Source organism: Plesiomonas sp. (genome assembly GCF_051652165.1).
Lineage (GTDB): Bacteria > Pseudomonadota > Gammaproteobacteria > Enterobacterales > CAMTGL01 > Plesiomonas.
This window is the reverse complement of the sequence record NZ_JBOFTR010000004.1, coordinates 497,812-518,616: the sequence shown is the minus strand read 5'-3', so window position 1 is coordinate 518,616 and position 20,805 is coordinate 497,812. Positions and strand designations below refer to the sequence as shown.

General features: G+C 41.2%; 19 protein-coding genes. 9 read left to right on the top strand and 10 right to left on the bottom strand.

Annotated elements, in window-relative coordinates:
• Positions 1–213 precede the first annotated feature (213 nt).
• Both ydiJ and menI read left to right on the top strand, forming a co-directional pair.
• Positions 214–3,285, top strand: coding sequence for a D-2-hydroxyglutarate dehydrogenase YdiJ (ydiJ, locus tag ACRC53_RS04780; protein ID WP_438642497.1), 3,072 nt, complete (start codon positions 214–216; stop codon positions 3,283–3,285).
• Positions 3,286–3,525: 240 nt separating this feature from the next.
• Complete coding sequence (gene menI / locus ACRC53_RS04775) at positions 3,526–3,939, top strand: 1,4-dihydroxy-2-naphthoyl-CoA hydrolase (protein ID WP_438642401.1); 414 nt, start codon at positions 3,526–3,528, stop codon at positions 3,937–3,939.
• A 125-nt stretch (positions 3,940–4,064) separates the two neighbouring features.
• On the opposite strand, the gene ACRC53_RS04770 is transcribed toward menI, so the two are convergent.
• On the bottom strand, positions 4,065–4,235 hold the full coding sequence (locus ACRC53_RS04770; protein WP_438642400.1) for a hypothetical protein: 171 nt from the start codon (positions 4,233–4,235) through the stop codon (positions 4,065–4,067).
• 158 nt (positions 4,236–4,393) lie between these two features.
• Here ACRC53_RS04770 and zntB point away from each other — a divergent pair, with 158 nt between their 5' ends.
• On the top strand, positions 4,394–5,368 hold the full coding sequence (zntB, locus tag ACRC53_RS04765) for a zinc transporter ZntB (protein ID WP_438642399.1): 975 nt from the start codon (positions 4,394–4,396) through the stop codon (positions 5,366–5,368).
• Between the two features lie 140 nt (positions 5,369–5,508).
• Here zntB and ACRC53_RS04760 read toward each other — a convergent pair whose 3' ends face one another.
• The 3 genes from ACRC53_RS04760 to rnt form a co-directional block, all read right to left on the bottom strand.
• Positions 5,509–5,733, bottom strand: a complete 225-nt coding sequence (locus ACRC53_RS04760) for a hypothetical protein (RefSeq protein ID WP_438642398.1) — start codon at positions 5,731–5,733, stop codon at positions 5,509–5,511.
• A gap of 95 nt (positions 5,734–5,828) precedes the next feature.
• On the bottom strand, positions 5,829–6,401 hold the full coding sequence (locus ACRC53_RS04755; RefSeq protein WP_438642397.1) for a PhnA domain-containing protein: 573 nt from the start codon (positions 6,399–6,401) through the stop codon (positions 5,829–5,831).
• Between the two features lie 240 nt (positions 6,402–6,641).
• Positions 6,642–7,343 (bottom strand): ribonuclease T, encoded by a 702-nt coding sequence (rnt, locus tag ACRC53_RS04750; protein ID WP_438642396.1) that lies wholly within the window; start codon positions 7,341–7,343, stop codon positions 6,642–6,644.
• A gap of 164 nt (positions 7,344–7,507) precedes the next feature.
• Here rnt and ACRC53_RS04745 point away from each other — a divergent pair, with 164 nt between their 5' ends.
• Positions 7,508–8,368: a flagellar protein MotY gene (locus tag ACRC53_RS04745; RefSeq protein ID WP_438642395.1), complete on the top strand. Its 861-nt coding sequence runs from the start codon at positions 7,508–7,510 to the stop codon at positions 8,366–8,368.
• Between the two features lie 99 nt (positions 8,369–8,467).
• Here ACRC53_RS04745 and gloA read toward each other — a convergent pair whose 3' ends face one another.
• Both gloA and ACRC53_RS04735 read right to left on the bottom strand, forming a co-directional pair.
• Positions 8,468–8,872, bottom strand: a complete 405-nt coding sequence (gloA, locus tag ACRC53_RS04740; RefSeq protein WP_438642394.1) for a lactoylglutathione lyase — start codon at positions 8,870–8,872, stop codon at positions 8,468–8,470.
• Positions 8,873–9,832: 960 nt separating this feature from the next.
• Entirely contained in the window at positions 9,833–11,509 is a 1,677-nt protein-coding gene (locus ACRC53_RS04735) for a phosphoethanolamine transferase (protein WP_438642393.1), read from the bottom strand.
• 297 nt (positions 11,510–11,806) lie between these two features.
• Here ACRC53_RS04735 and ACRC53_RS04730 point away from each other — a divergent pair, with 297 nt between their 5' ends.
• Both ACRC53_RS04730 and ACRC53_RS04725 read left to right on the top strand, forming a co-directional pair.
• A complete protein-coding gene (locus tag ACRC53_RS04730; protein ID WP_438642392.1) occupies positions 11,807–12,256 on the top strand; it encodes a YcgJ family protein in 450 nt (149 codons plus the stop codon).
• A gap of 234 nt (positions 12,257–12,490) precedes the next feature.
• Entirely contained in the window at positions 12,491–14,020 is a 1,530-nt protein-coding gene (locus ACRC53_RS04725; protein ID WP_438642391.1) for a cyclic di-GMP phosphodiesterase, read from the top strand.
• Positions 14,021–14,051: 31 nt separating this feature from the next.
• On the opposite strand, the gene ACRC53_RS04720 is transcribed toward ACRC53_RS04725, so the two are convergent.
• Positions 14,052–14,444 carry a hypothetical protein gene (locus tag ACRC53_RS04720; RefSeq protein ID WP_438642390.1) on the bottom strand — a complete coding sequence of 131 codons (393 nt, stop codon included), beginning with the start codon at positions 14,442–14,444 and terminating at the stop codon, positions 14,052–14,054.
• Positions 14,445–14,599: 155 nt separating this feature from the next.
• Positions 14,600–15,181 carry a superoxide dismutase [Fe] gene (gene sodB, locus ACRC53_RS04715; protein WP_438624144.1) on the bottom strand — a complete coding sequence of 194 codons (582 nt, stop codon included), beginning with the start codon at positions 15,179–15,181 and terminating at the stop codon, positions 14,600–14,602.
• A 421-nt stretch (positions 15,182–15,602) separates the two neighbouring features.
• Here sodB and ACRC53_RS04710 point away from each other — a divergent pair, with 421 nt between their 5' ends.
• Both ACRC53_RS04710 and ACRC53_RS04705 read left to right on the top strand, forming a co-directional pair.
• Positions 15,603–15,941, top strand: a complete 339-nt coding sequence (locus tag ACRC53_RS04710; RefSeq protein ID WP_438642389.1) for a Grx4 family monothiol glutaredoxin — start codon at positions 15,603–15,605, stop codon at positions 15,939–15,941.
• 342 nt (positions 15,942–16,283) lie between these two features.
• Positions 16,284–17,516 (top strand): uracil-xanthine permease family protein, encoded by a 1,233-nt coding sequence (locus ACRC53_RS04705; protein ID WP_438642388.1) that lies wholly within the window; start codon positions 16,284–16,286, stop codon positions 17,514–17,516.
• 140 nt (positions 17,517–17,656) lie between these two features.
• Here ACRC53_RS04705 and ACRC53_RS04700 read toward each other — a convergent pair whose 3' ends face one another.
• Together ACRC53_RS04700 and ACRC53_RS04695 are read right to left on the bottom strand one after the other, a co-directional pair.
• Positions 17,657–19,099, bottom strand: a complete 1,443-nt coding sequence (locus ACRC53_RS04700; protein ID WP_438642387.1) for a DUF2867 domain-containing protein — start codon at positions 19,097–19,099, stop codon at positions 17,657–17,659.
• 214 nt (positions 19,100–19,313) lie between these two features.
• Positions 19,314–19,835 carry an undecaprenyl-diphosphatase gene (locus ACRC53_RS04695; RefSeq protein WP_438642386.1) on the bottom strand — a complete coding sequence of 174 codons (522 nt, stop codon included), beginning with the start codon at positions 19,833–19,835 and terminating at the stop codon, positions 19,314–19,316.
• A 227-nt stretch (positions 19,836–20,062) separates the two neighbouring features.
• Here ACRC53_RS04695 and ACRC53_RS04690 point away from each other — a divergent pair, with 227 nt between their 5' ends.
• Entirely contained in the window at positions 20,063–20,629 is a 567-nt protein-coding gene (locus tag ACRC53_RS04690; protein ID WP_438642385.1) for a rhomboid family intramembrane serine protease, read from the top strand.
• Positions 20,630–20,805: the final 176 nt, after the last annotated feature.

Sequence of the window (20,805 nt, the reverse complement as noted above, 5' to 3'; positions counted from 1 at the left end):
GCTGCACTGCTCTGGGTAATAGCATCTGTGTAATGGCAGGTTTGTGTCGTCACCGGTGATCTGGTTGCAAAAAATCTCCCGCTACTTGTGTTAGACAAGACATACGTGCAGTAAAACAGTAGATTAGATAAATACAGTAGGCATGGCTTTGTCAGGGGTAGGTGTAGACCACTATCAAAGCATGAGGACGCAATGTTGTAAGGGATAACAATGATGATTCCGCGTTTATCACATGTGCCGGGCGTAGCGCCGGTCACGCACGCTTTTCTTGATGCGCTAAAAGCCCATGGCTTTACGGGGGATGCAGAGCATACTTATGCTGCGCGCCTAAGTATGGCAACGGATAACAGTGTGTATCAACAACTTCCGCAGGCAGTGGTCTTTCCGCGCTCGGTGGCCGATATGCTGCTGTTAATGCAAACCGCCCAGTTAGCTGATTTTAAAACGCTGACATTTACCCCACGTGGCGGCGGAACGGGAACAAATGGTCAATCACTGACGACGGGCATCGTGGTCGATACCTCGCGTTACATGAACCGTATTTTAGAGCTGAATTTAGATGAAATGTGGGTGCGCGTAGAGTCTGGCGTAATTAAAGATCAACTCAATGCTTATCTGCGGCCACATGGTTACTTCTTTTCACCCGATCTCTCCACCAGCAACCGCGCCACGATAGGCGGTATGATTAATACCGATGCCTCAGGTCAGGGGTCACTGTTGTATGGCAAAACTTCGGATCATGTGCTGGGTTTACATGCCGTCATGGTTGATGGCACGCTACTTGATACCGCGCCGATGGCTGTCGCGCTGGCCGAACATCTTGCGCAGAAAAAAGAGCGTATCGGGCAGGTGTACCAAACCGTTCTTGGGCGTTGCCGTGCACAACGTGCATTAATTTTAGAGCGTTTCCCACCATTGAACCGCTTTTTGACAGGCTATGATCTCAAGCATGTCTTTAATGATGACCTCAGCCAGTTTGATTTAACCCGTCTATTAACTGGATCAGAAGGCTCTTTGGCGCTGATTGCCGAAGCAAAACTCAATATCACTGCCATTCCACACGTTAGGCAACTGATCAATATTAAATACGACAGTTTTGATTCGGCACTGCGCCATGCGCCTTTTATGGTACAGGCCAATGCCTTATCTGTAGAGACAGTCGATTCAAAAGTACTCAACCTTGCACGTGAAGACATTGTCTGGCACTCCGTACGAGAGCTGATTACGGATGTCCCCGGTGTGGATATGCAGGGTCTGAATATCGTGGAATTTGCCGGTGATGATGCCACGCTGATTGAGCAGCAGGTCAATGCGCTGTGCGATAAGCTTGATAGCCTATTACCCGAGCATCTCTCGGGTGTGATTGGCTATCAGCGTTGCAACGATCTGGTCAGTATCGAGCGTATTTACACCATGCGTAAAAAGGCCGTTGGGTTGCTCGGCAATACCAAAGGCGCGGCCAAACCTATCGCATTTGCAGAAGATACCTGTGTGCCGCCCGAGCATTTAGCCGATTACATTGCCGAATTTAGAACCTTACTCGATCAACATGGGCTGCATTACGGCATGTTTGGCCACGTTGATGCGGGGGTATTGCATGTTCGTCCGGCGCTGGATTTGTGCGATCCTCGGCAAGAGATCCTGATGAAAACGCTCTCTGATCAGGTTGTTGCACTGACAGCAAAATATGGTGGCCTGATGTGGGGTGAACACGGAAAAGGCTTTCGTTCCGAATACAGCCCGCTGTTTTTTGGTGAAACACTGTGGAACGAGCTGCGCCACATCAAAACCGTGTTTGACCCTGATAACCGGCTGAACCCCGGAAAAATCTGTATTCCACTGAAAGCGGATGCACAATTGGTGCAGGTCAGTGATGAAAAACGTAGCTGGCATGATAAAAAAATCCCGCTAACAGTGCGTGAATCTTACCGCGGCGCACTTGAGTGTAACGGTAACGGCCTGTGTTTTAACTTTGACACCCACAGCCCGATGTGTCCCTCAGTAAAAATTACCCGAGATCGCCGCCACTCACCAAAAGGCCGCGCCGCGTTGGTGCGCGAATGGCTGACACTGTTGGCCGATGAAGGCGCAGATACGCTGGCGATTGAAGCATCGTTGACCGGAACACGCACCACATTCCGCCAGCTAATAGCAAAAACGCGTTACACTTTGGCTGCACGGCGCGGTGAGTATGACTTCTCGCACGAAGTGAAAGAGGCGATGTCTGGCTGCTTGGCCTGTAAAGCCTGCTCAACACAGTGCCCGATTAAAATTGATGTACCGGCTTTTCGTTCACGCTTTTTGCAGCTTTATCACACCCGTTATTTGCGGCCTGTGCGTGATTATATGATTGGCACAGTCGAACAATATGCCCCCCTGATGGCCAAAGCCCCTCGGTTGTTTAATGCCCTCATGCAGCCAACGTGGATGCAACATCTGACAGAAAAAACACTCGGTATGGTCGATGTACCCTTGCTATCTGTGCCGACATTGCCCGAACAGCTAACCGGACACACCGCCTTGCAGTTTGATTATGCACAGTTGCAGGCGCTCAGTCAGGCTGAAAAATCACGTTATCTGCTGGTAGTACAAGACCCGTTTACCAGTTTTTATGATGCAAACGTTGTTGCAGACTTTATCAGGCTGGCTGAACACCTAGGCTTTCATCCCGTATTACTGCCGTTCAAACCCAACGGAAAACCACAACATGTCAAAGGTTTCCTCACCGGGTTTGCCAATACCGCCGCAAATACGGCAGAGTTTTTAAACCATATTAGCGCATTGGGTATTCCGCTGGTGGGTGTTGATCCGGCTCTAGTGCTTTGCTATCGCGATGAATACCGTATCACGCTGGGGGATAAGCGCGGTGACTTTAACGTATTGTTGGCTCATGAGTGGCTGAAAAATCAACTGGCTACCTTGCCTACTTACCGTAAAACTTCTGACACATGGTATTTGTTTGGCCACTGTACTGAAAGTACCGCATTACCTGAAAGTAGCCGAGACTGGGCCTCGATATTTGTGCATTTTGGTGCAGAGTTACAAGCGGTTAGTGTTGGGTGCTGTGGTATGGCCGGAACATACGGGCATGAAAAGAAAAACCGAACACACTCTCAGGGGATCTATGCTTTGTCTTGGCAATCACAACTCAAAATTCGCCCATTAAATCGCTGTGTTTCAACCGGTTACTCGTGCCGCAGTCAGGTTAAACGTGAAGAGAAAACCGCCATTTTACATCCAGCGCAAGCACTGCTGGCGATTTGTCGCGATGGCAATTTGTTGTAGTCACTATCGCACAATCATGTCGGTATAAACCGGTATTCCGTGGCGTTTTGAGTGACAACATCACCCATTGTAAATGTGTAATTATGTGCACTCTAGGGTTGTTATGGGGTTTGCTATCGAGTTATATCCATAATACTTATAGGGGATGTGAAGCACAAAACTGCCATGAATAGCGATGAATACCATTCACGGAATTGCATGCAATTTATTGAATAACATGCTAAAAAAGAGAGTGTACCTATGATGTGGAAGCGTCAGGCAACCCTTAGCCAACTCAATGCAATGGGAACAAATTGTATGGTTGGTCATGTTGGTATCGAATTTATCGCGTTGAATACAGACAGCATTGAAGCGACGATGCCGGTCGATCAGCGAACTACTCAGCCGTTTGGTTTATTACACGGCGGTGCGTCGGTGGTATTAGCAGAGACCCTTGGCTCAGTGGCAGGGTACTTGTGTACAGAGGGTGAACAAAAAGTGGTGGGGCTAGAAGTGAATGCCAACCATATCAAAGCGATTCGGCAGGGTATGGCACGCGGTGTTTGCAAAGCATTACATACCGGTAGCCGACATCAAGTCTGGCAAATTGAGATCTTTAATCAACAAGATCAACTCTGTTGTAGTGCTCGTTTAACGACTGCGATCATTGATTAGCCAACGATTAACCAATGATTAAGTACACAAATATACGTGATATGAGAGTATGTAACCCGAAGAATAGAGCAGTAACCAAAGACAGATTTTAATTTTCTCGTAAGATTTTTATCGTCCTTTTATAGTTACAGTGTCACTTTTTTATTGCGTTTACTCTGACGACGACGGCAAGAGCGGCGGTTAGTATCAGGTTGAGTGTTGTCTTGTTCTTCGCGTAAATGGCGCAATCTCTCGGTTCTGATCACTTCCTGTAGCATAAGCTCTTGTTCTAGCCAGATATCTATACTTTGTTTCATCGTGGTGATCCTTTAAATAGACTTAACAGATGATAACAGGGCGCTAATGCTAATGTTGACAGGCAGAAATCTACCACAGATTGATAGATCGGAAATGGAGAAATAGATTCAAAGTGTGATCAATACAGAGAATTACGGCAATATTTTAGGATAAAAAGATGCAACTAAGTGATGTATTAGTAGAGGGTGCTGTAACACAGATATTTTTAGATGGAAAAGGTGGTGCATTACCCATAAACAGTGTTGTCAATACAATCCCTTCATTACCTGCGTGGATACATCTGGATTATAGCCATCCACAATCGGCAGAGTGGATTAAAAACAGTGATGTTTTGCCTGAAGGGGTAAAAGATGCGTTGCTGGGAGAAAGCTCGCGTCCGCGTTTCACCCGTATCGGAGAAGGTATTTTAGTTACCCTGCGAGGAATTAACTATAACCACGGTGAGCGGCCAGATCAGATGGTTGCATTGCGCGCTTACATCACCCATGAGTTGATTGTATCGACCCGAAAACGTCGGTTATTTCCAGTAGAAGATGTTGAATCTACACTTTGGTCTGGCCATGGCCCGACAGACAGTAGCGAATGGGTTGTCGAGTTGTGTGATGCAATGACCGATTACGCCTCTGAGTTTATTGATGATTTGCATGAAGTTATCATTGAGTTAGAAGATGGTTTAATTGACCACCGAGTCCCCGATCGGGGGCAGTTAGGCTTAATTCGTAAGCAATTAATTATCTTACGCCGCTATCTTTCACCACAGCGTGATGTGTATTCACGTATTGCGGCAGAAAAAATCCCGTGGTTTAGCGAAGAGGACAAACGTCGGATGCAGGATGTTTCCGAACGTCTTGGCCGTACACTCGATGATTTGGATGCGGCTATCTCACGTACATCAGTATTGGCCGACGAAATTGCCAATTTGCTGGCTGATGCAATGAATCGCCGAACGTATGTGATGTCATTGTTGGCCATGATGTTTTTACCTTTATCATTTTTAACAGGATTGTTTGGTGTTAATTTAGAAGGTATTCCAGGTGCAGGGTTTCGTGAAAGTTTTGCGTTTTTTTGTCTCACTCTAGTGGTGGTTGCTATTGGAATAGGGGTTTGGTTGAAGAGAAAACGCTGGTTATAACAGAGCTTGTGTGTAGAAAAAACAGAGATAAAAAAGATCTTTTGCCACAGAGTTTAACAGTGATGACTGAAAAATTGAGCAAAATCAAAGTAGCGATGGTCACGTTATCGCATACTCTATAACGCAGGTGAATACAGTATTTATGCGATGGATGCTGTACTCCACGTTGTCTTAACTTCCTTCAATTTATTTGTATTATAGCGAAACTCTATTTTTGCAGCGCCGATATGATATCGGCGTTTTTTTATACTAATTTCTACTGCTGCATTGCTGCTATCTATATCCCTAATATTTTCTTCTTTCTTCTTTCTTCTTTCTTCTTTCTTCTTGTTTGGTATTTTTACTTTTAAGATCTTTCGCCTCATCAGCAACATACGTTCATAACGTGAGTTGTTGCATACTGATTATTTCGTATATTGGATACAACAAATAACCATGATGAGGCGATAATCAGGCAGACTTAGGCTTTTTTAAGGAAAGCGGCAACCAGAACAATATGTACGCCATTAACTCGGCCTTCAATGTGCTCCGGATTGCTGGTTAGCGTAATATTTTTTACCATAGTACCTCGTTTTGCCGTGAAGTTAGCACCTTTCACGACTAAATCTTTAATCAGGGTAACTGAGTCACCGTCTTGCAGCGGGTTGCCATTGCTGTCGAGTGTTGGTTGGGAGTCATCAGACTCTTCTGCTACACCGGCTGTGGCCCATGCAAGGGTTTCATCATCAAGATAGAGCATATCGAGCAGATCATGTGCCCACACTTCAGTGGATAACTGCTTAAGCTGCCGCCATGCCATCACTTGTACTGCAGGAACCTGACTCCACATGCTGTCGTTCAGGCAACGCCAATGGCTAACATCAGTCAACGCTGGATTTTCAATCTGAGTACGGCAGGTTTCACATAACAATACACTGTGATCGGCATCATCAGTAGTAGAGTGTGGCACAGAGTAAACAGCAAGATTTTGTTCGCTGGTACAAAGTTCACAGTGGGCGTTGCTACGTTGCAGTAAAGTTGCTTCGACTGACATATTTTTTTCCGATAAAGCAGAATAATAAGCTATTAATATAGCATAAACTTAATATCCATGGGAGTCTGGGCGTTTTTGCGCTCGGTAACTGAATAAAAAGAAGCCAAAGAGTGCGTCGTGAGAAGCATATCATGCTTCACTGCTCGAAATATAATCAGATAGGGATATTGAAAAAGAGGATATGCGGGAAATGAACGCTTCCCGCAGTATTTGTGTGTGTTGGTAGTTTACATTGCAGTATTAGTTTGATGTTTGAATGCTTGTTTCATCTTGGATTTGCTCAAATACGTCAGATGTATCTTCTGTATCATTCGCCAATGGCCACCCGCCTAAACGCTTCCAGCGGTTTACCAACTCGCAAAACAGCTCGGCGGTACGCTCTGTGTCATACAATGCAGAGTGTGCCTGATGATTATCAAAGGAAATTTGTGCTGTTTTACATGCTTTTGCCAGTACCGTTTGCCCTAATACCAGACCACTGAGTGCGGCGGTATCAAAGGTTGCAAAAGGGTGGAAAGGGTTGCGTTTTAAGTTGGCTCGCTGTGCAGCGGCCATTAAAAAGCCATGATCAAAAGCGGCATTGTGTGCTACAACAATGGCGCGGTTACATTCAGCCGCTTTGAGCTCTTTGCGCACCACTTTAAATATTTCATGTAAAGCATCATATTCACTGACTGCACCCCGCAGTGGGTGATAAGGGTCAATGCCAGTAAAAGCCAGTGCTTCAGGATTTAAATTTGCCCCTTCAAACGGCTCAATATTAAAACTTAATTTTTGATCGGGCAGCAACCAACCGTTTTCATCCATTTTCAGCGTAACAGCCGCAATCTCTAAAAGCGCATCTGTTGTTGCATTAAATCCACCTGTTTCAACATCAATCACGACAGGGAAATAGCCACGAAAACGGGCAGTTAGGCTGTTAGGGTTGGTTATTTTAGCCATGGGCTCTCTTTGCTGCTGTATAAATGACACGAATGAGCATTCTATTATTGCAATTTATGGGAGGTAACTAAAGTATTCCTTTGCATTGCCGCTAAGTAGAGAGCATTCAAAGAAGAGTAACAGTGAGAAAGTGCTTTATGATTCGTAGCCACCGATACATTCTCATGGCGGTATTATTGATGAACAGCCTGCCTTTGTGGGCAAACACTCGCTTTTTTGCAGGTATTGATGATTCAAAATGGGTAATGACACAAGATTCACCACTTGAATGCCGTTTAGAGCATGTGATTCCAAACTACGGAACAGGCGTTTTTACTAGCCGAGCCAGTAAAAAAATCAACCTTGACTTTGCGTTGCACATGTTACGCCCAATGGCTGAAACACGCCGTACAACACTGCTGACATTACCTCCTCGTTGGATGCCAGGTATAGCATCAGAGTCAATAAGCACATTAACCCTATTTCAACAATTTGATGGGTACATAGCAGATACATATGCATGGCAAATGTTGGCAGCACTTGAGAAAGGGCGTTTACCGACACTGCAATACCGTGATGCTTATTATGGGCACAGTCAGATACAAGTGAGTTTATCACCGGCATACTTTAAATCGGCATATAAACAGTATTTATCCTGTGTACAGCGATTATTGCCCTATAACTTTGATGATATTGCGTATACCGTGCTGCACTATCAACCAGAAAGTGAACTTTTAGTGGCTGACTCTCAGCAAAAATTGGCAAAAATAGCCGAATATGTAAAGCATATTAAAGATGTTGAACTGGTGCTGGTGGCTGCACACGGTGACGATAGAGAAGTGGTTATCAATAGTGAAGAGTTAGCTCGTAAACGGGCTGAAACTATTCAAAATTACTTTGTGAAATTAGGGCTAAAGCCTGAGCAAATACAATTGCAAGTTTATGGTGATAAGCGGCCAGTTGCTGATAATCGTTCACCAACACAGCGTAAACTAAATCGCCGTTTAGTGATTTCATTAGCACGTGGTGCAGAGAGCAGCCTGTAAAATATACGAGTAGAGTAAATTTTTATTGTGCGGTATATAAAACGAAAAAGAGTTAATCGTTATACACCGCACAGATAACAAACTTACAAGATACTTAAATCAACCTAATCCAACAGAGGCTTGCTTATTTTGGATTAATTCAATTTTGTAGCCATCAGGGTCTTCAACGAAAGCAATAATAGTGCTTCCTCCTTTCACAGGGCCTGCTTCTCGGGTAATTGAACCACCGGCATTACGAATAGTTTCGCAAGTGGCTGCAACATCATCAACACCCAATGCAATATGCCCAAATGCAGTCCCCATTTCATACTGCGTTACACCCCAGTTGTATGTTAACTCAATAACTGCACCAGTACTTTCATCACCATAACCGACAAAAGCTAAAGAGTATTTATACTCTTCATTTTCACTGATACGTAATAGGCTCATGCCTAAAATACGGGTATAAAAATCAAGTGAACGCTGCATGTCAGAAATGCGTAACATCGTGTGCAAAATGCGCATAATACCCCTTATAAATGTTAATGATCATCAGTTAATTTGAATATAATGCTATGCATACTCTCAGGAATGCACTAGAGATAAAAGGGTTTTATTAAAAAATAATACCCTTGTGCTTTATTTTGAGAAAAAATAAAGCGGAAAAATAATGTGTTATATTGAATTTATTTCGTATGTTTATCTCTGAGTAACACACTAAATTGTTTCTAGTTGTGTTTTAACTGCTAATTTTATGCATATAAATGCACTTTAATTGCAATTATATTGAATTATTTTTGATAAAAATCAGGCTTAAAATTGATTTATTCGTTATTAATAAAAAATAATTCATTCGGTGTTTCTCTATATCATTTTGTTTTTATTGTTGTTTTTAATTTTCATTGAGCGTGTAGTTGTCTCTTTAGAGCAGTGTTAATTTTAATTAGAAAATAATTTTAAAAAGAGTAGGCTATAGCTGTTGTTTTAAAAATTAATTACTGGATACATAGCAAAAGAGGGGAGTTAAGTCATCGCGTACGTGCAGTAGACGATATGACTTATACCTCAATAGCGGGCTCGTTAAAGTCACTTGTGTTCATGGATGCATATCAGGTGTAAATATGTTGATGATAAATGGAATGAAGTTAAAAGATATCGTTATAAATGCACTAACATTTAGAGTATTATTTGCATTGATTACCGGTGTATTATCAATTGTTTTTCTATGTGAACTGATAATTCAGCTAAATACAGACAGTACTAATTACCATGATTCACTCACTTATTGTTGGGATCTAGGCATTTCAGCTGTATTTATGGCTTTACTGAGTATTACCGCAATAACGAAAGCAATAATATAAATTGAGATAAGCGATATAAAATAGAGTACAAAAATAACAGTATATACAAAGATAAAAGATCAGCTTTGTAATACTGTAATACATAAAGCCCTGTTCATTGAACAGGGCTTTATGTGACTTGCATTTAGTTGCGGCGGCAACGATTAAAAATATCGAGTTCAGGTTGGTATACAGATGTTTTTACATTCATTATTCCTAATAACGAACTAAACAAGTTATCGTGTGAGAATGACTCTGTTTTAGCTCTTTCTTTTAGACAAAGAAGGTCTAAATTATTTTCCTTAGCAAATCCATCAGAAAACCATGTAATCATTGGGATTTTTGTTTGATATTCAGGTGCTAGACTATAAGGTGTTCCATGTAAATAAAGACCATTCTCACCGAGAGACTCACCGTGATCAGAAAGGTATAGCAGAGCAACATTATATTTATCTTCATACTTTTTAAGCATGTTAATGATTTCGGATATGACAAAATCAGTGTAAAGAATGGTGTTGTCATAAGTGTTAATTAACTCTTGCTGTGTGCAATTTTCAATATCACTACGCTGGCAATCAGGAACAAACGTTCGCATCTCTTTAGGATAACGTAAATAGTAGGTTGGGCCATGGCTACCAATCAGGTGTAATGCGATCATTTTTGAACCAGAGATATTTTGAATATCGTTTTCTAGCCCAAGTAAAAATGCACCATCATAACAGGTTGAACCATTACATAGCCCATTTTTCTCTTTTACATTTAATGTGACAGTAGGAATGCGATCACAAACACCTTTACAACCACCATCATTCTCTTTCCAAAGCATCTCAACACCAGCACGTTGCAAGATATCTAACGCATTATCTTGGTTTTTTGCCTGTGCTTCATTGTAATCACTTCGACCTAAATTAGAGAACATACACGGAACTGATATTGCTGTTGCTGTTCCACAAGAGTGCACGTTTTGAAATGAAATAACATCAAGATCAGCAGTGTATTGATTTGTGGGTTTGTTATAGCCATTTAATGCATAATTTTGACTGCGTGCTGTTTCACCGACTAATAAAAAAAACAACGTCGGTTTGGTATTTTTTTCTGATGTTGAAGAGTGCTCAACAGTGATAGGTGATAGCGTGGCATCTAAACCTATTTGTTGATAAATCACTGGTTTAGAAAAATAGGCTTTTTTAATGTATTTATATGTATTGTTAATATAATACGTTGGTACGATAACTGAACGCAATGTTGGATTATTTCTGCCCACGGAAGCGTAATCTTTATAAAATAGTAAAGCAATAATACCCACAATAATAAGTGATGCTACTAATGAGAGTAGTCGCCAGCCTTGTTGTTTTAAAAATGAGGTGTAGCGAATAGGCGTAAATAAAATAATAATTGCTGGTAATAATCCAGTAAGAGAGAGCCAGAGCAGTGCAGATAAGCTAAAGTATGAGTTTGCCTCGCTGACATTCGTTTCAAAGATATTTTGGATCATATCTTGATTAAAAATGACCCCATATTTTGTCATTGCGTAAGAGACTAACGCAGAGGTTATAACCAGCAATATAAAAAATGGCTTTATAAAATATTGCCAATTAAGTAAATTAAGTAAAAAATTGAGTGTTGCAATAATAAAAAATGGGATTGATATAACAAAGAAATGATCGACCGTAGACATTTTCGAAAAAATATCATACAAATTTCGGTAAAACATTTCGTTGAGTACTAATCCAATATAAGTACTGGTTAAGAGCGTAAATAGAGAAAGAGAAACACCTTTAGTGCAAGGGGGTCTCGCTATCATCGATTTGATTCCATTCATTTGATACAACCTAGCAGCCAATGAAAATGAAGCATACACACACCTTAAATGCTGAGTAGTATGTTATTTATCTATCATAACAGGTTAGATAATTGATTATACTGATTTTTTAAGCAAATTACCTACATAAGAACTGACAAGTGAAAAGCGATGCTTGTTTATAGAAAAGCATAACTCTGGTGCTTTTATCAGTATTGATTGTACGCAGTTTCAACGGTGAGTTAATCACTATTTCACCTGTTAATTTGTATGATCTTTATTATACTTAGATGACTTTGCATCGCGATGGATGCCGCTATGAATCCATTCACTGTTCTTATTATCATTGCTATAGGAGTCGGGGCATTTTATGAACTTGTTCAGCAAGTAACCCCTGATATCTTTATTCCAGAACAGGGAGTGGTGTGTGATCGTATTGCTAAATTTTGTGCAACTAAAAGTGGTATATCTCTTCTACACTCTTTACACTATATCAATAGTACTCTTTATTTAGATGGTGCTCATTTAAATAATACAGTTAATAAAGACAGATTGTCCCATATTATGGGTGAGATGCTTACTGACACTACACATATTGATGCTATCAATAGCCAAACCAGTGATATCGTTATAGAGGTTACTGAGAAACCAGCACGTAATATTCAGTTTAGTCATGGTATTTATTGTAATTTAGACACTCAACATTGCAGCCCTGTTTCAGACCGTGCAACGTATATTGAAGTTAATTTGTTCTCTATGGGTGACTAATCAAACTTCATACAGTAGGTAGTAGGGACAGTGGGTGGTAGGGAGACGAGAGATTAGATCTATATGTTATTTTTAGTTCTAATGTACTCATAACTTAGTGTTTAACCCGATACTCTATTTTTTTGTTGTTATTACACTGCTTCTTTATTTTTATTTCAAAGTTGTTTAGTTGATTTTTTATCTATTTTTGTGATTTTAATTTAAGTACCAATGTATTATTTGGAGTAGATAAACGTGAAAAATAAAAAATATATTATATCACTTATCAGTCTACTTGCTTTTTTGTCTGTGTTTTTCTTAGTCTGGTTATCAGTAAGCTACCAACAAGAAAAAGTAAGGCAAAATGTTATGTATGGTATTCGAAAAATCATGGATGATCGAATAGATAAAATTGTTGATGATATGTTGTATATTACAACATTAGAGAATTTACAGTGTAATAGTGCGAGAAATAAGCTAATCAGGCGCGCTTCATACAATACAGATGTCAGATCTTATATTCTTGTGCAAAAGGGGGTGGCTTATTGCTCTTCCTCTTTAGGCAATATGACTGAACCGGTTGAAAACTATTTGTTAGGTGTTGACTTAGATGAGACATACAGTATTGGCTTAAGCCAAGGTGTATTATCATCAGAAAATTCGCCTCTTATTACTCTTTGGATCGGGGGTGAGAACTTAGGGAGTAAAACCGGTGTATTAGCAACGATTCCTCTTTCTATCGAAAGCTATAAAACAATTGTTTTTACCTCTGAACGTATTGATGGTATTGCTCTTGTTATTAATGATAAAGCCGTTGTTACCTCTACAGACAAAATTATCCCCAAAAGCGAGCTTCCTAATCCAATCGTGCGTGTTACATCAGAGCGATATGGTTATGAAGTTTATGTGTTTGGTGATAATCTCTCTCTTTCGATGTGGTATGAAATTTTATTTCTTTCTGTATTGATTGCGCTGATGAGTGGTTTGTTATCTTATTTTTATTTAGGTAACAACAGAGATATGAAAACGCTTATTTTACGTGGTATAAAAAACGATCAGTTTTTTGTGCTATATCAGCCAGTATTCAGTTTACGTGATGGCTCTCTGAGTGGGTTTGAGGTGTTGCTACGCTGGAAGCACCCAACACAAGGGTTAATTCCTCCCGATCAGTTTATTAGCTATGCTGAACATTCAGGAATGATTATTCCGTTAACACAGCATTTGTTTACATTAATTATTAATGATAGTGCATCTCTGGCAGAGATATATCCTGCTCGTACTAAAATAGCCATTAATATTTCAGCTATTCATCTCAATAGCCCTTATTTTATTGATGACTTAATGTCTTTTTATCAACAACTACCCCAAAATCACTTTATATGCGTATTAGAAATTACGGAAAGAGTATTGATTGAAGATAATGAGAGTGCAGAGCATATTTTTGTAAAATTGAGGGCATTAGGGTTTTTGATTGCTATTGATGATTTTGGTACAGGGCACAGCGCATTAATTTATCTACAAAAACATAAAGTTGATTATTTAAAAATAGATAAGGGTTTTATTCAATCTATTGGTTTAGAGACTATTCATACTCCGGTATTAGACTCTATATTACAAATGGCTCACTCTATGGGAATGGAGGTGGTTGCCGAAGGTGTAGAAACTTCCGCACAATTGCTCTATTTGCGTAATTTAAATGTTGATCATGCGCAAGGGTTTTTATTTAGTCACCCATTATCAAAAGAGCAGCTAATTAGCCATCCCGTGGCAGATATCACACTGTAAGATACGTGTGTTCTATATGTTTTATTCAGAACTATGGGCAACGAGATATCACATTGCCTTGAAAGGCTTTAGCGCCTTCAGTGGCAGCATTCCCAGTTTGTATCCTACTGATAAAGACTTTCTTTTCATCTGTAGAGATTGACCATGTTTCGATAATCGTAACATTGCCTTCATCATAGACACCTGCAGCAGTTTTATTTCCCATTGAGATAAAATTAAGATTGCTTGGTGTTATCTTTGTTAAGTTGTTACTTATTTTAACAATGAATTTACTTTTATTAGCCGTATCACTATTTAACTCAGTTAGTTGGCCTGCACTGTTATAACCTTTAATATCACCAACTAGCCAACAGGAGGCTTGAGTTGAAAAAGAGAGCAATAAAAGTGAATAAATAACAATGTGTTTTTTTATCAGTGAAATCATAATGTAAATAACATGTTGAGGTGAGTGAGTTTACTATATGATTTTTTAGTTACCAGTATCAACCATTACTTACAATGACCTTATATTTTATTTTTTTATAAAAAAAGCCCTTATCATAACAATAAGGGCTTTGTGCTTTAGAATTAAGAGTAATCTTAAGCGGCTAGGTTTTGTGCAACAAATTCCCAGTTGACCAGTGCCCAAAAACCATTGAGGTAGTTAGGACGTACATTGCGGTAGTCGATGTAGTAAGCGTGTTCCCACACATCAACAGTCAGTAGTGGAGTATGGCCTTCAGTCAGTGGGCAGCCAGCATTTGATGTGCTGACAATTGCTAGTGTGCCGTCAGCTTTTTTAACCAGCCATGTCCAGCCTGAACCGAAGTTTTTTACTGCGGCATCATTAAACTGTGCTTTGAAAGCATCAAATGAACCGAAAGTGCTGTTAATTGCATCAGCCAGTGCACCCGTTGGTTCGCCACCAGCTTGAGGCGCTAAGCAGTTCCAGTAGAAGGTGTGGTTCCACACTTGTGCTGCGTTATTGAAGATAGGGCCAGAAGAGGTCTTTACAATCTCTTCTAATGATTTGCCTTCAAACTCAGTGCCTGGAACCAGATTATTCAGGTTAACCACATAGGTGTTGTGGTGCTTACCGTAATGGAACTCCAGCGTTTCAGCTGACAAATGAGGTTCAAGTGCATTTTTTGCATATGGTAGCGCAGGTAATTCAAAAGACATTGCTGAAATCTCCGTTATTGTTAGGGCATAGCCCAAGTTCTTTTGCTTCCTAAAATCACACGTTAAAATGGTATGATTAGCCACAAAGGGCTGTTGTATAACTGTTATGGTTTGGGATTTTAGCAAGTTTTTCCTATATTAAAAGGATATTAATGAACATAACGTGTAAATTATCTCGATGCGTGTAACGATTTTTATTTTTTTGAATAAAAAATCAAATGAGTGTGTCTGTATGCACGTTATAGTGTGAAAATTGGGTGCGAAAGCGTATTTCACGGAAGATACGCGCATAAAAATGCATCTGTGTTCTACGAGCCATGCCGTAATATATCCCTACAAAAAAAGGGATTTTTTATTTATGCTCAGACTCGGTAGAATCAGCAAATACTGACATTCATATAATAGGCAATAGAGGTTAACAATGGAAACCATTGATAAAATTAAGCAACAGTTGGCAGAAAACCCAATTATTCTGTACATGAAAGGGTCACCAAAGTTGCCAAACTGTGGTTTTTCGGCTCAAGCAGTGCAAGCAATCATGAGCTGTGGTGAGCGTTTTGCCTATGTTGATATTTTGCAGAACCCTGATATCCGCGCTGAATTACCAAAATTTGCTAACTGGCCAACGTTCCCACAATTGTGGGTTGAAGGTGAGCTGGTTGGCGGTTGTGATATTATGCTGGAAATGGCGCAAAAAGGTGAGTTACAGGCGCTGATTAAAGAAGTTGCAGCAAAATATAAAGATGAATCTGCAGAGTAATATCTTGCTCTCTTATGATTTATTAAAATAAATTATTGGCTTTGATGCTATTAGTCAGAGCTATACACTGATATATATGTATATTTCAGTGTAATAAAGTGGCGCACTCATGTTGTGCCATTTTTTTATTTGTTGCCGCAAACGTTTGGTATTTTGACCAAGATACCGTATGATCCTGACCTCGATGCTTGTATATCTTTGTTTACGTATCGAATTCTTTTCCTGCGTACCCACACTTCTGATGACAGATAGCAGCAGACTTTAGTAACCCATACTATTCATCACATGAATAAACGGTTTGCTACCCCTTTATTTTATTCTGTCTGTTTTATAAGGTTCAGAATGTTCTCTTCTCTAAGACAAAGTATTGCCGGATTACAAATTTTGTTTGTGGCCTTCGGTGCAATGGTTCTTGTTCCGCTTCTGACAGGTTTAAACCCTTCCATGGCGCTGTTAGGGGCAGGGGTCGGAACGCTGCTGTTTCAGATCAGCACGCGTAATCAGGTGCCTATCTTTTTGGGATCAAGCTTTGCATTTATTGCGCCGATTATTTATGCCACACAGACATGGGGTGTGCCTTCGACCATGTTTGGTCTGTGCATGGCCGGTATCATGTACTTTGTTTTTGCCGGTGTGATTCGTGCTCGAGGTGTAAATTTTGTGCACCGTCTATTGCCTCCGGTTGTTGTTGGGCCGGTGATCATGGTGATTGGTTTGTCGGTGGCACAGGTCGCGTGCAATATGGCGATGGGGCGGGTAAATGGTGAGCAGATTATTCCGCTGGATATAGCTATCAGTTTGGCAGGTATCTCTCTGGCAACCACTCTGATTACCGCTGTTTTTTGTAAGGGGTGGATACGTCTGCTGCCAATACTCTCCGGTGTGGTTGTCGGTTATGTTGCGTCGATGATGGCGGGTATTGTTAATTTTGAACAATTGTCTGCTTCGGCATGGTTTGTTATTCCTACCTTTATTACACCGGAGATCAATTGGGCTGCCGCGCTGTTTATGTTACCGGTCGCCATTGCGCCTTGTATCGAACATATTGGTGGTGTGATGGCTATCGGCGGCGTAACGGGTAAAGATTACACCAAATCACCGGGTCTGCACCGTACACTGTTTGGTGATGGTTTAGGTGTCTGTTTTGCCGGTTTGATTGGTGGCCCGCCGGTAACAACCTATGCGGAAGTCACCGGTGCTGTGATGTTGACGCGTAATTTTAAAGTGCTGACTATGACATGGGCGGCTATTTTTGCCATTATTTTGGCATTCGTGGGCAAATTTAATGCGCTGTTGACTTCAATTCCTATGCCGGTGATGGGCGGTATTATGTTACTGCTGTTTGGTTCTATTGCGGCAATTGGGCTGAAGACTTTGATTGATGCAAAAGTTGATCTGGGCTTACCGCGTAATATCGCGATTGTGGCGGTAACACTGACTATCGGGATTGGTGCGCTTGAGCTGAAAATCGGCAGTTTTGCATTGGCGGGCGTAGGGCTGGCTTCACTGGTTGCTGTACTGCTGAATTTGATTTTACCGCATACGGTAGTGAGTCATGTTGATGAAGCTAAATAACTTACTGAGTAAGTAATCAGTAGCAAAGTGCTTTTAACGGATTAATATGGTGAAAGCCATGTGCACGCAGTGTGGTGTACATGGCTTTTTTGCTCCTTTATTTTGGCCGTTTTTCTGTTATCTATCTGAGTGTTAAAAGGTTAGCATTTTTGGTTTTTGAGTACGTTTTTAACTATCTGCATGCACATTCCGCGGAAAATAAACAGATGGGCTGGCATCATCGCAAACCAGTAGAGTAACCCCGGAAAGCCGGCCGGGTGCCACCACGCTCTAACATCCAAATAGCGCAGATTATCTTTTTCAGTGATAGTGAAGTCGAGACGGCCTAAGCCTGGTGCTTTCATTCCAAATAATAAACTCAGTTTTTTTTCAGGATCAGCACAAATCACCTTCCACGAGTCGACTTTATCACCCACTTGCAACATGGCATGTTCAGGGCGCTGACGCACGTGGGGTTTTCCGCCGAATAAACGATCTAGATGTGCGCGGGTTGTCCACAATATATCGGCATAAAAGTAGCCATGATCACCGCCGACTTTGTTGATCTCTTCCCATAAATCTTTACTGCTTACGCGGGTGGCAAGACGATAACCGGCATTTTTAGGATAGAAGCTGTAATCGGCTTTCCATGTTGATTTGGCATCGGCATCGTACCCCCAGCGGGCGGAGTCGAGAAAATCAGAGCCGTGCTTGAGCGTTTCACTGATGGCCTCTCGGTAGCTAAGAAGAGGCTGAGGGATCAGCGCCTGAAGCGGGGCACTGTTGGCAGGGAGGTCGTGCGACAACCCACCAATCAGGGCGCGAGCAATGTTTATCGGTACGGTAGTAATTACACGTAACCATTTTGCAGAGAGTGCCGGAGATAAAAATGGCACGGGAATAATGATGCAAGATTTACCGGTAATATCAGCGTAAATCTTCATCTGATCTTGGTAGCTAATATAATCAGGCCCGCCGACATCAAAAATACCGTCATTAATGGGTGTGTTAATCAGCGCAGAGAGATAGAACAGTAGGTTATCAAGAGCAATTGGGCTGGTTTTCGAGCGCACCCAGCGTGGGGTGATCATTATCGGCAGATGATTGACCAGATCACGCATCACTTCAAATGCAGCGGATCCTGCGCCGACAATAATGCCAGAGCGCAGCTCGATAACTGGAATACCGCTGCCGCGTAGAAGCTCTCCGGTGATCCGACGGGCTTGCAGGTGTTCTGATTGTTTGGCGTGTGGTTGTAATGCACCAAGATAAATGACTTTTTTCACTGATGATTGCTGCAGTATTTGTGCGCAATGTGTGGCCGCACTCTGCTCTTGTTCTAAAAAGTGGTTGCCACCATTCATGCTGTGTACAAGGTAATACACGATATCAATGTCGGTCAGTAAACCGTTGAGTGAGTCTGCGTTTTGCAAGTCAGCATAGACTAATTCAACCTGTGGTGATGTTGCCCATGTTTGATGCTGAAGGGTTGTAATATCACGCGCTGCAGCACGAATATCGTAACCTTGCGGTATAAGATAGTTGATTAAACTGCTACCAATATAGCCGTTTGCACCAAGAATCAATATGCGAGATAGGCTCATGTGCTGCGTTCCGTGCTCAATAAAAAGAAGAAAAGTAACATTATACTACAACCTGATAGTAATCAGGCTGTAAGGTATATTGTTTGCCGCTATACGTTTTTATCTTATAACACGGCGTTTTTATGTCCGTTCTATCAATTATCTTGCTCTTTTGATTGTATAAGTAAAAGGAATTTGTGGGATACAGAGCTTGGTTTTTTATCCCATAAAGCCATTATTTGCTTTTGAATACTCTTCCTAATGTGTGAGTGATCCATGCAGCAAGCAAGCTAACAGGGAAAGCACCGAGAATATCAAATGGAAAGTGGACTCCGAGAAAGACTCTTGCCCAGCCAATGCCTGTTCCACAAAGTAAAATCAAGAGACCTGCAGTACGATAGCGCGACATATATAACGAGCAACCAAGGCTAAAAACCAATGTAGCATGCCCACTAGGAAATGAGGCATTAGCCGCATGATAAAGAAAGGTATTTCCAATAGGCAGCATAAAAGGCCGTGGATGTGGGAATGTGTGGCCAATAATTGAGCATAAGAGATAGCCTAATAGCCCACATCCAAATGCGGTGATAATGGCTTTTCTACTATTGGGTGATCCCAAAAACAGAGCTAAACCAAGGGCAAAGAGAATCAGATCAATGAGCCATGTGGCAATGAAATGGGAAACAACAGAGAGTGTTGGAGAAGGGGGCATACTGGCATTTATCAGCAAAAAAAGTTGATGATTAAGTATTTCCATATTGTGTTTAACTCCATAAGCAGGGTGGTTGAGAGTTAAAAGTAAAGGGCTTAATGCATAGGGTGGAGTCTGGCTTGAAACTCACCGAGTAAGAAAATGATTTACCGATGTAGAGCACAAACTGCGACTCTTTTTTGTAAAAATAGCGCGTTGGTGTCAGTTTCGTTTAAGTTTTGGTTGACATGGAGATGTAATGACAAGTGATAAGCAATAAGCAACGTAAAAGTATGGTGAAGTGTTTGCCACAGGCGGTATGGGTCATTTTGATTATTGATGCATTATGTGTGGCATTTTGGCTCATGAATATCGTGAGTCGCGGGTATTTTTTGCAGTTTGGTTTATTACCTGGCAGTACAAATGTACTGCCTTCATTGCTATTTGCACCGCTTATTCATGGGTCTTGGGCGCATTTATTGAGTAATTTATTGCCCTTTACGCTGTTGTCTTGGTTGGTATTAGGTTATGGCTCGGTTCGTTACTATGGTTTATTAACGTTAGTGTGGCTGGGTGGTGGTATTTTAGTGTGGTTGTTTGCACGCCAAGCTTATCATATCGGGTTAAGTGGGGTTGTTTACGGGCTATGGGCCTATTTATTGGTCTATGCTTGGGTACTACGTAGCGTTAAATCACTGTTGATTGCGTGTGCAGTTTTGCTGGTTTATGGCGTGATGTTTTTTGGCCTCTTCCCTGTGTCATTACGCGTGAGTTTTGAAAGCCACCTCTTTGGTGCCGCCATTGGCGGTGTTTATGCCTATTTATTGGCATGTTATGACAGCCACAAAACAACAAAATAGTAGATAAATAGACAATTACGAAAAGATACAAGTGCTATATTTCCAGAAAGAGGCAAGTTAACGTTACGCTGTAGCACGGTATTAGCGCAGGCTATAACTTGCTATTTTAGTCCAACAGGCGGTAAATAGAGACAGTTTCACTGATCTTCTGGAGAGTTAATATGAGCCACGATTTA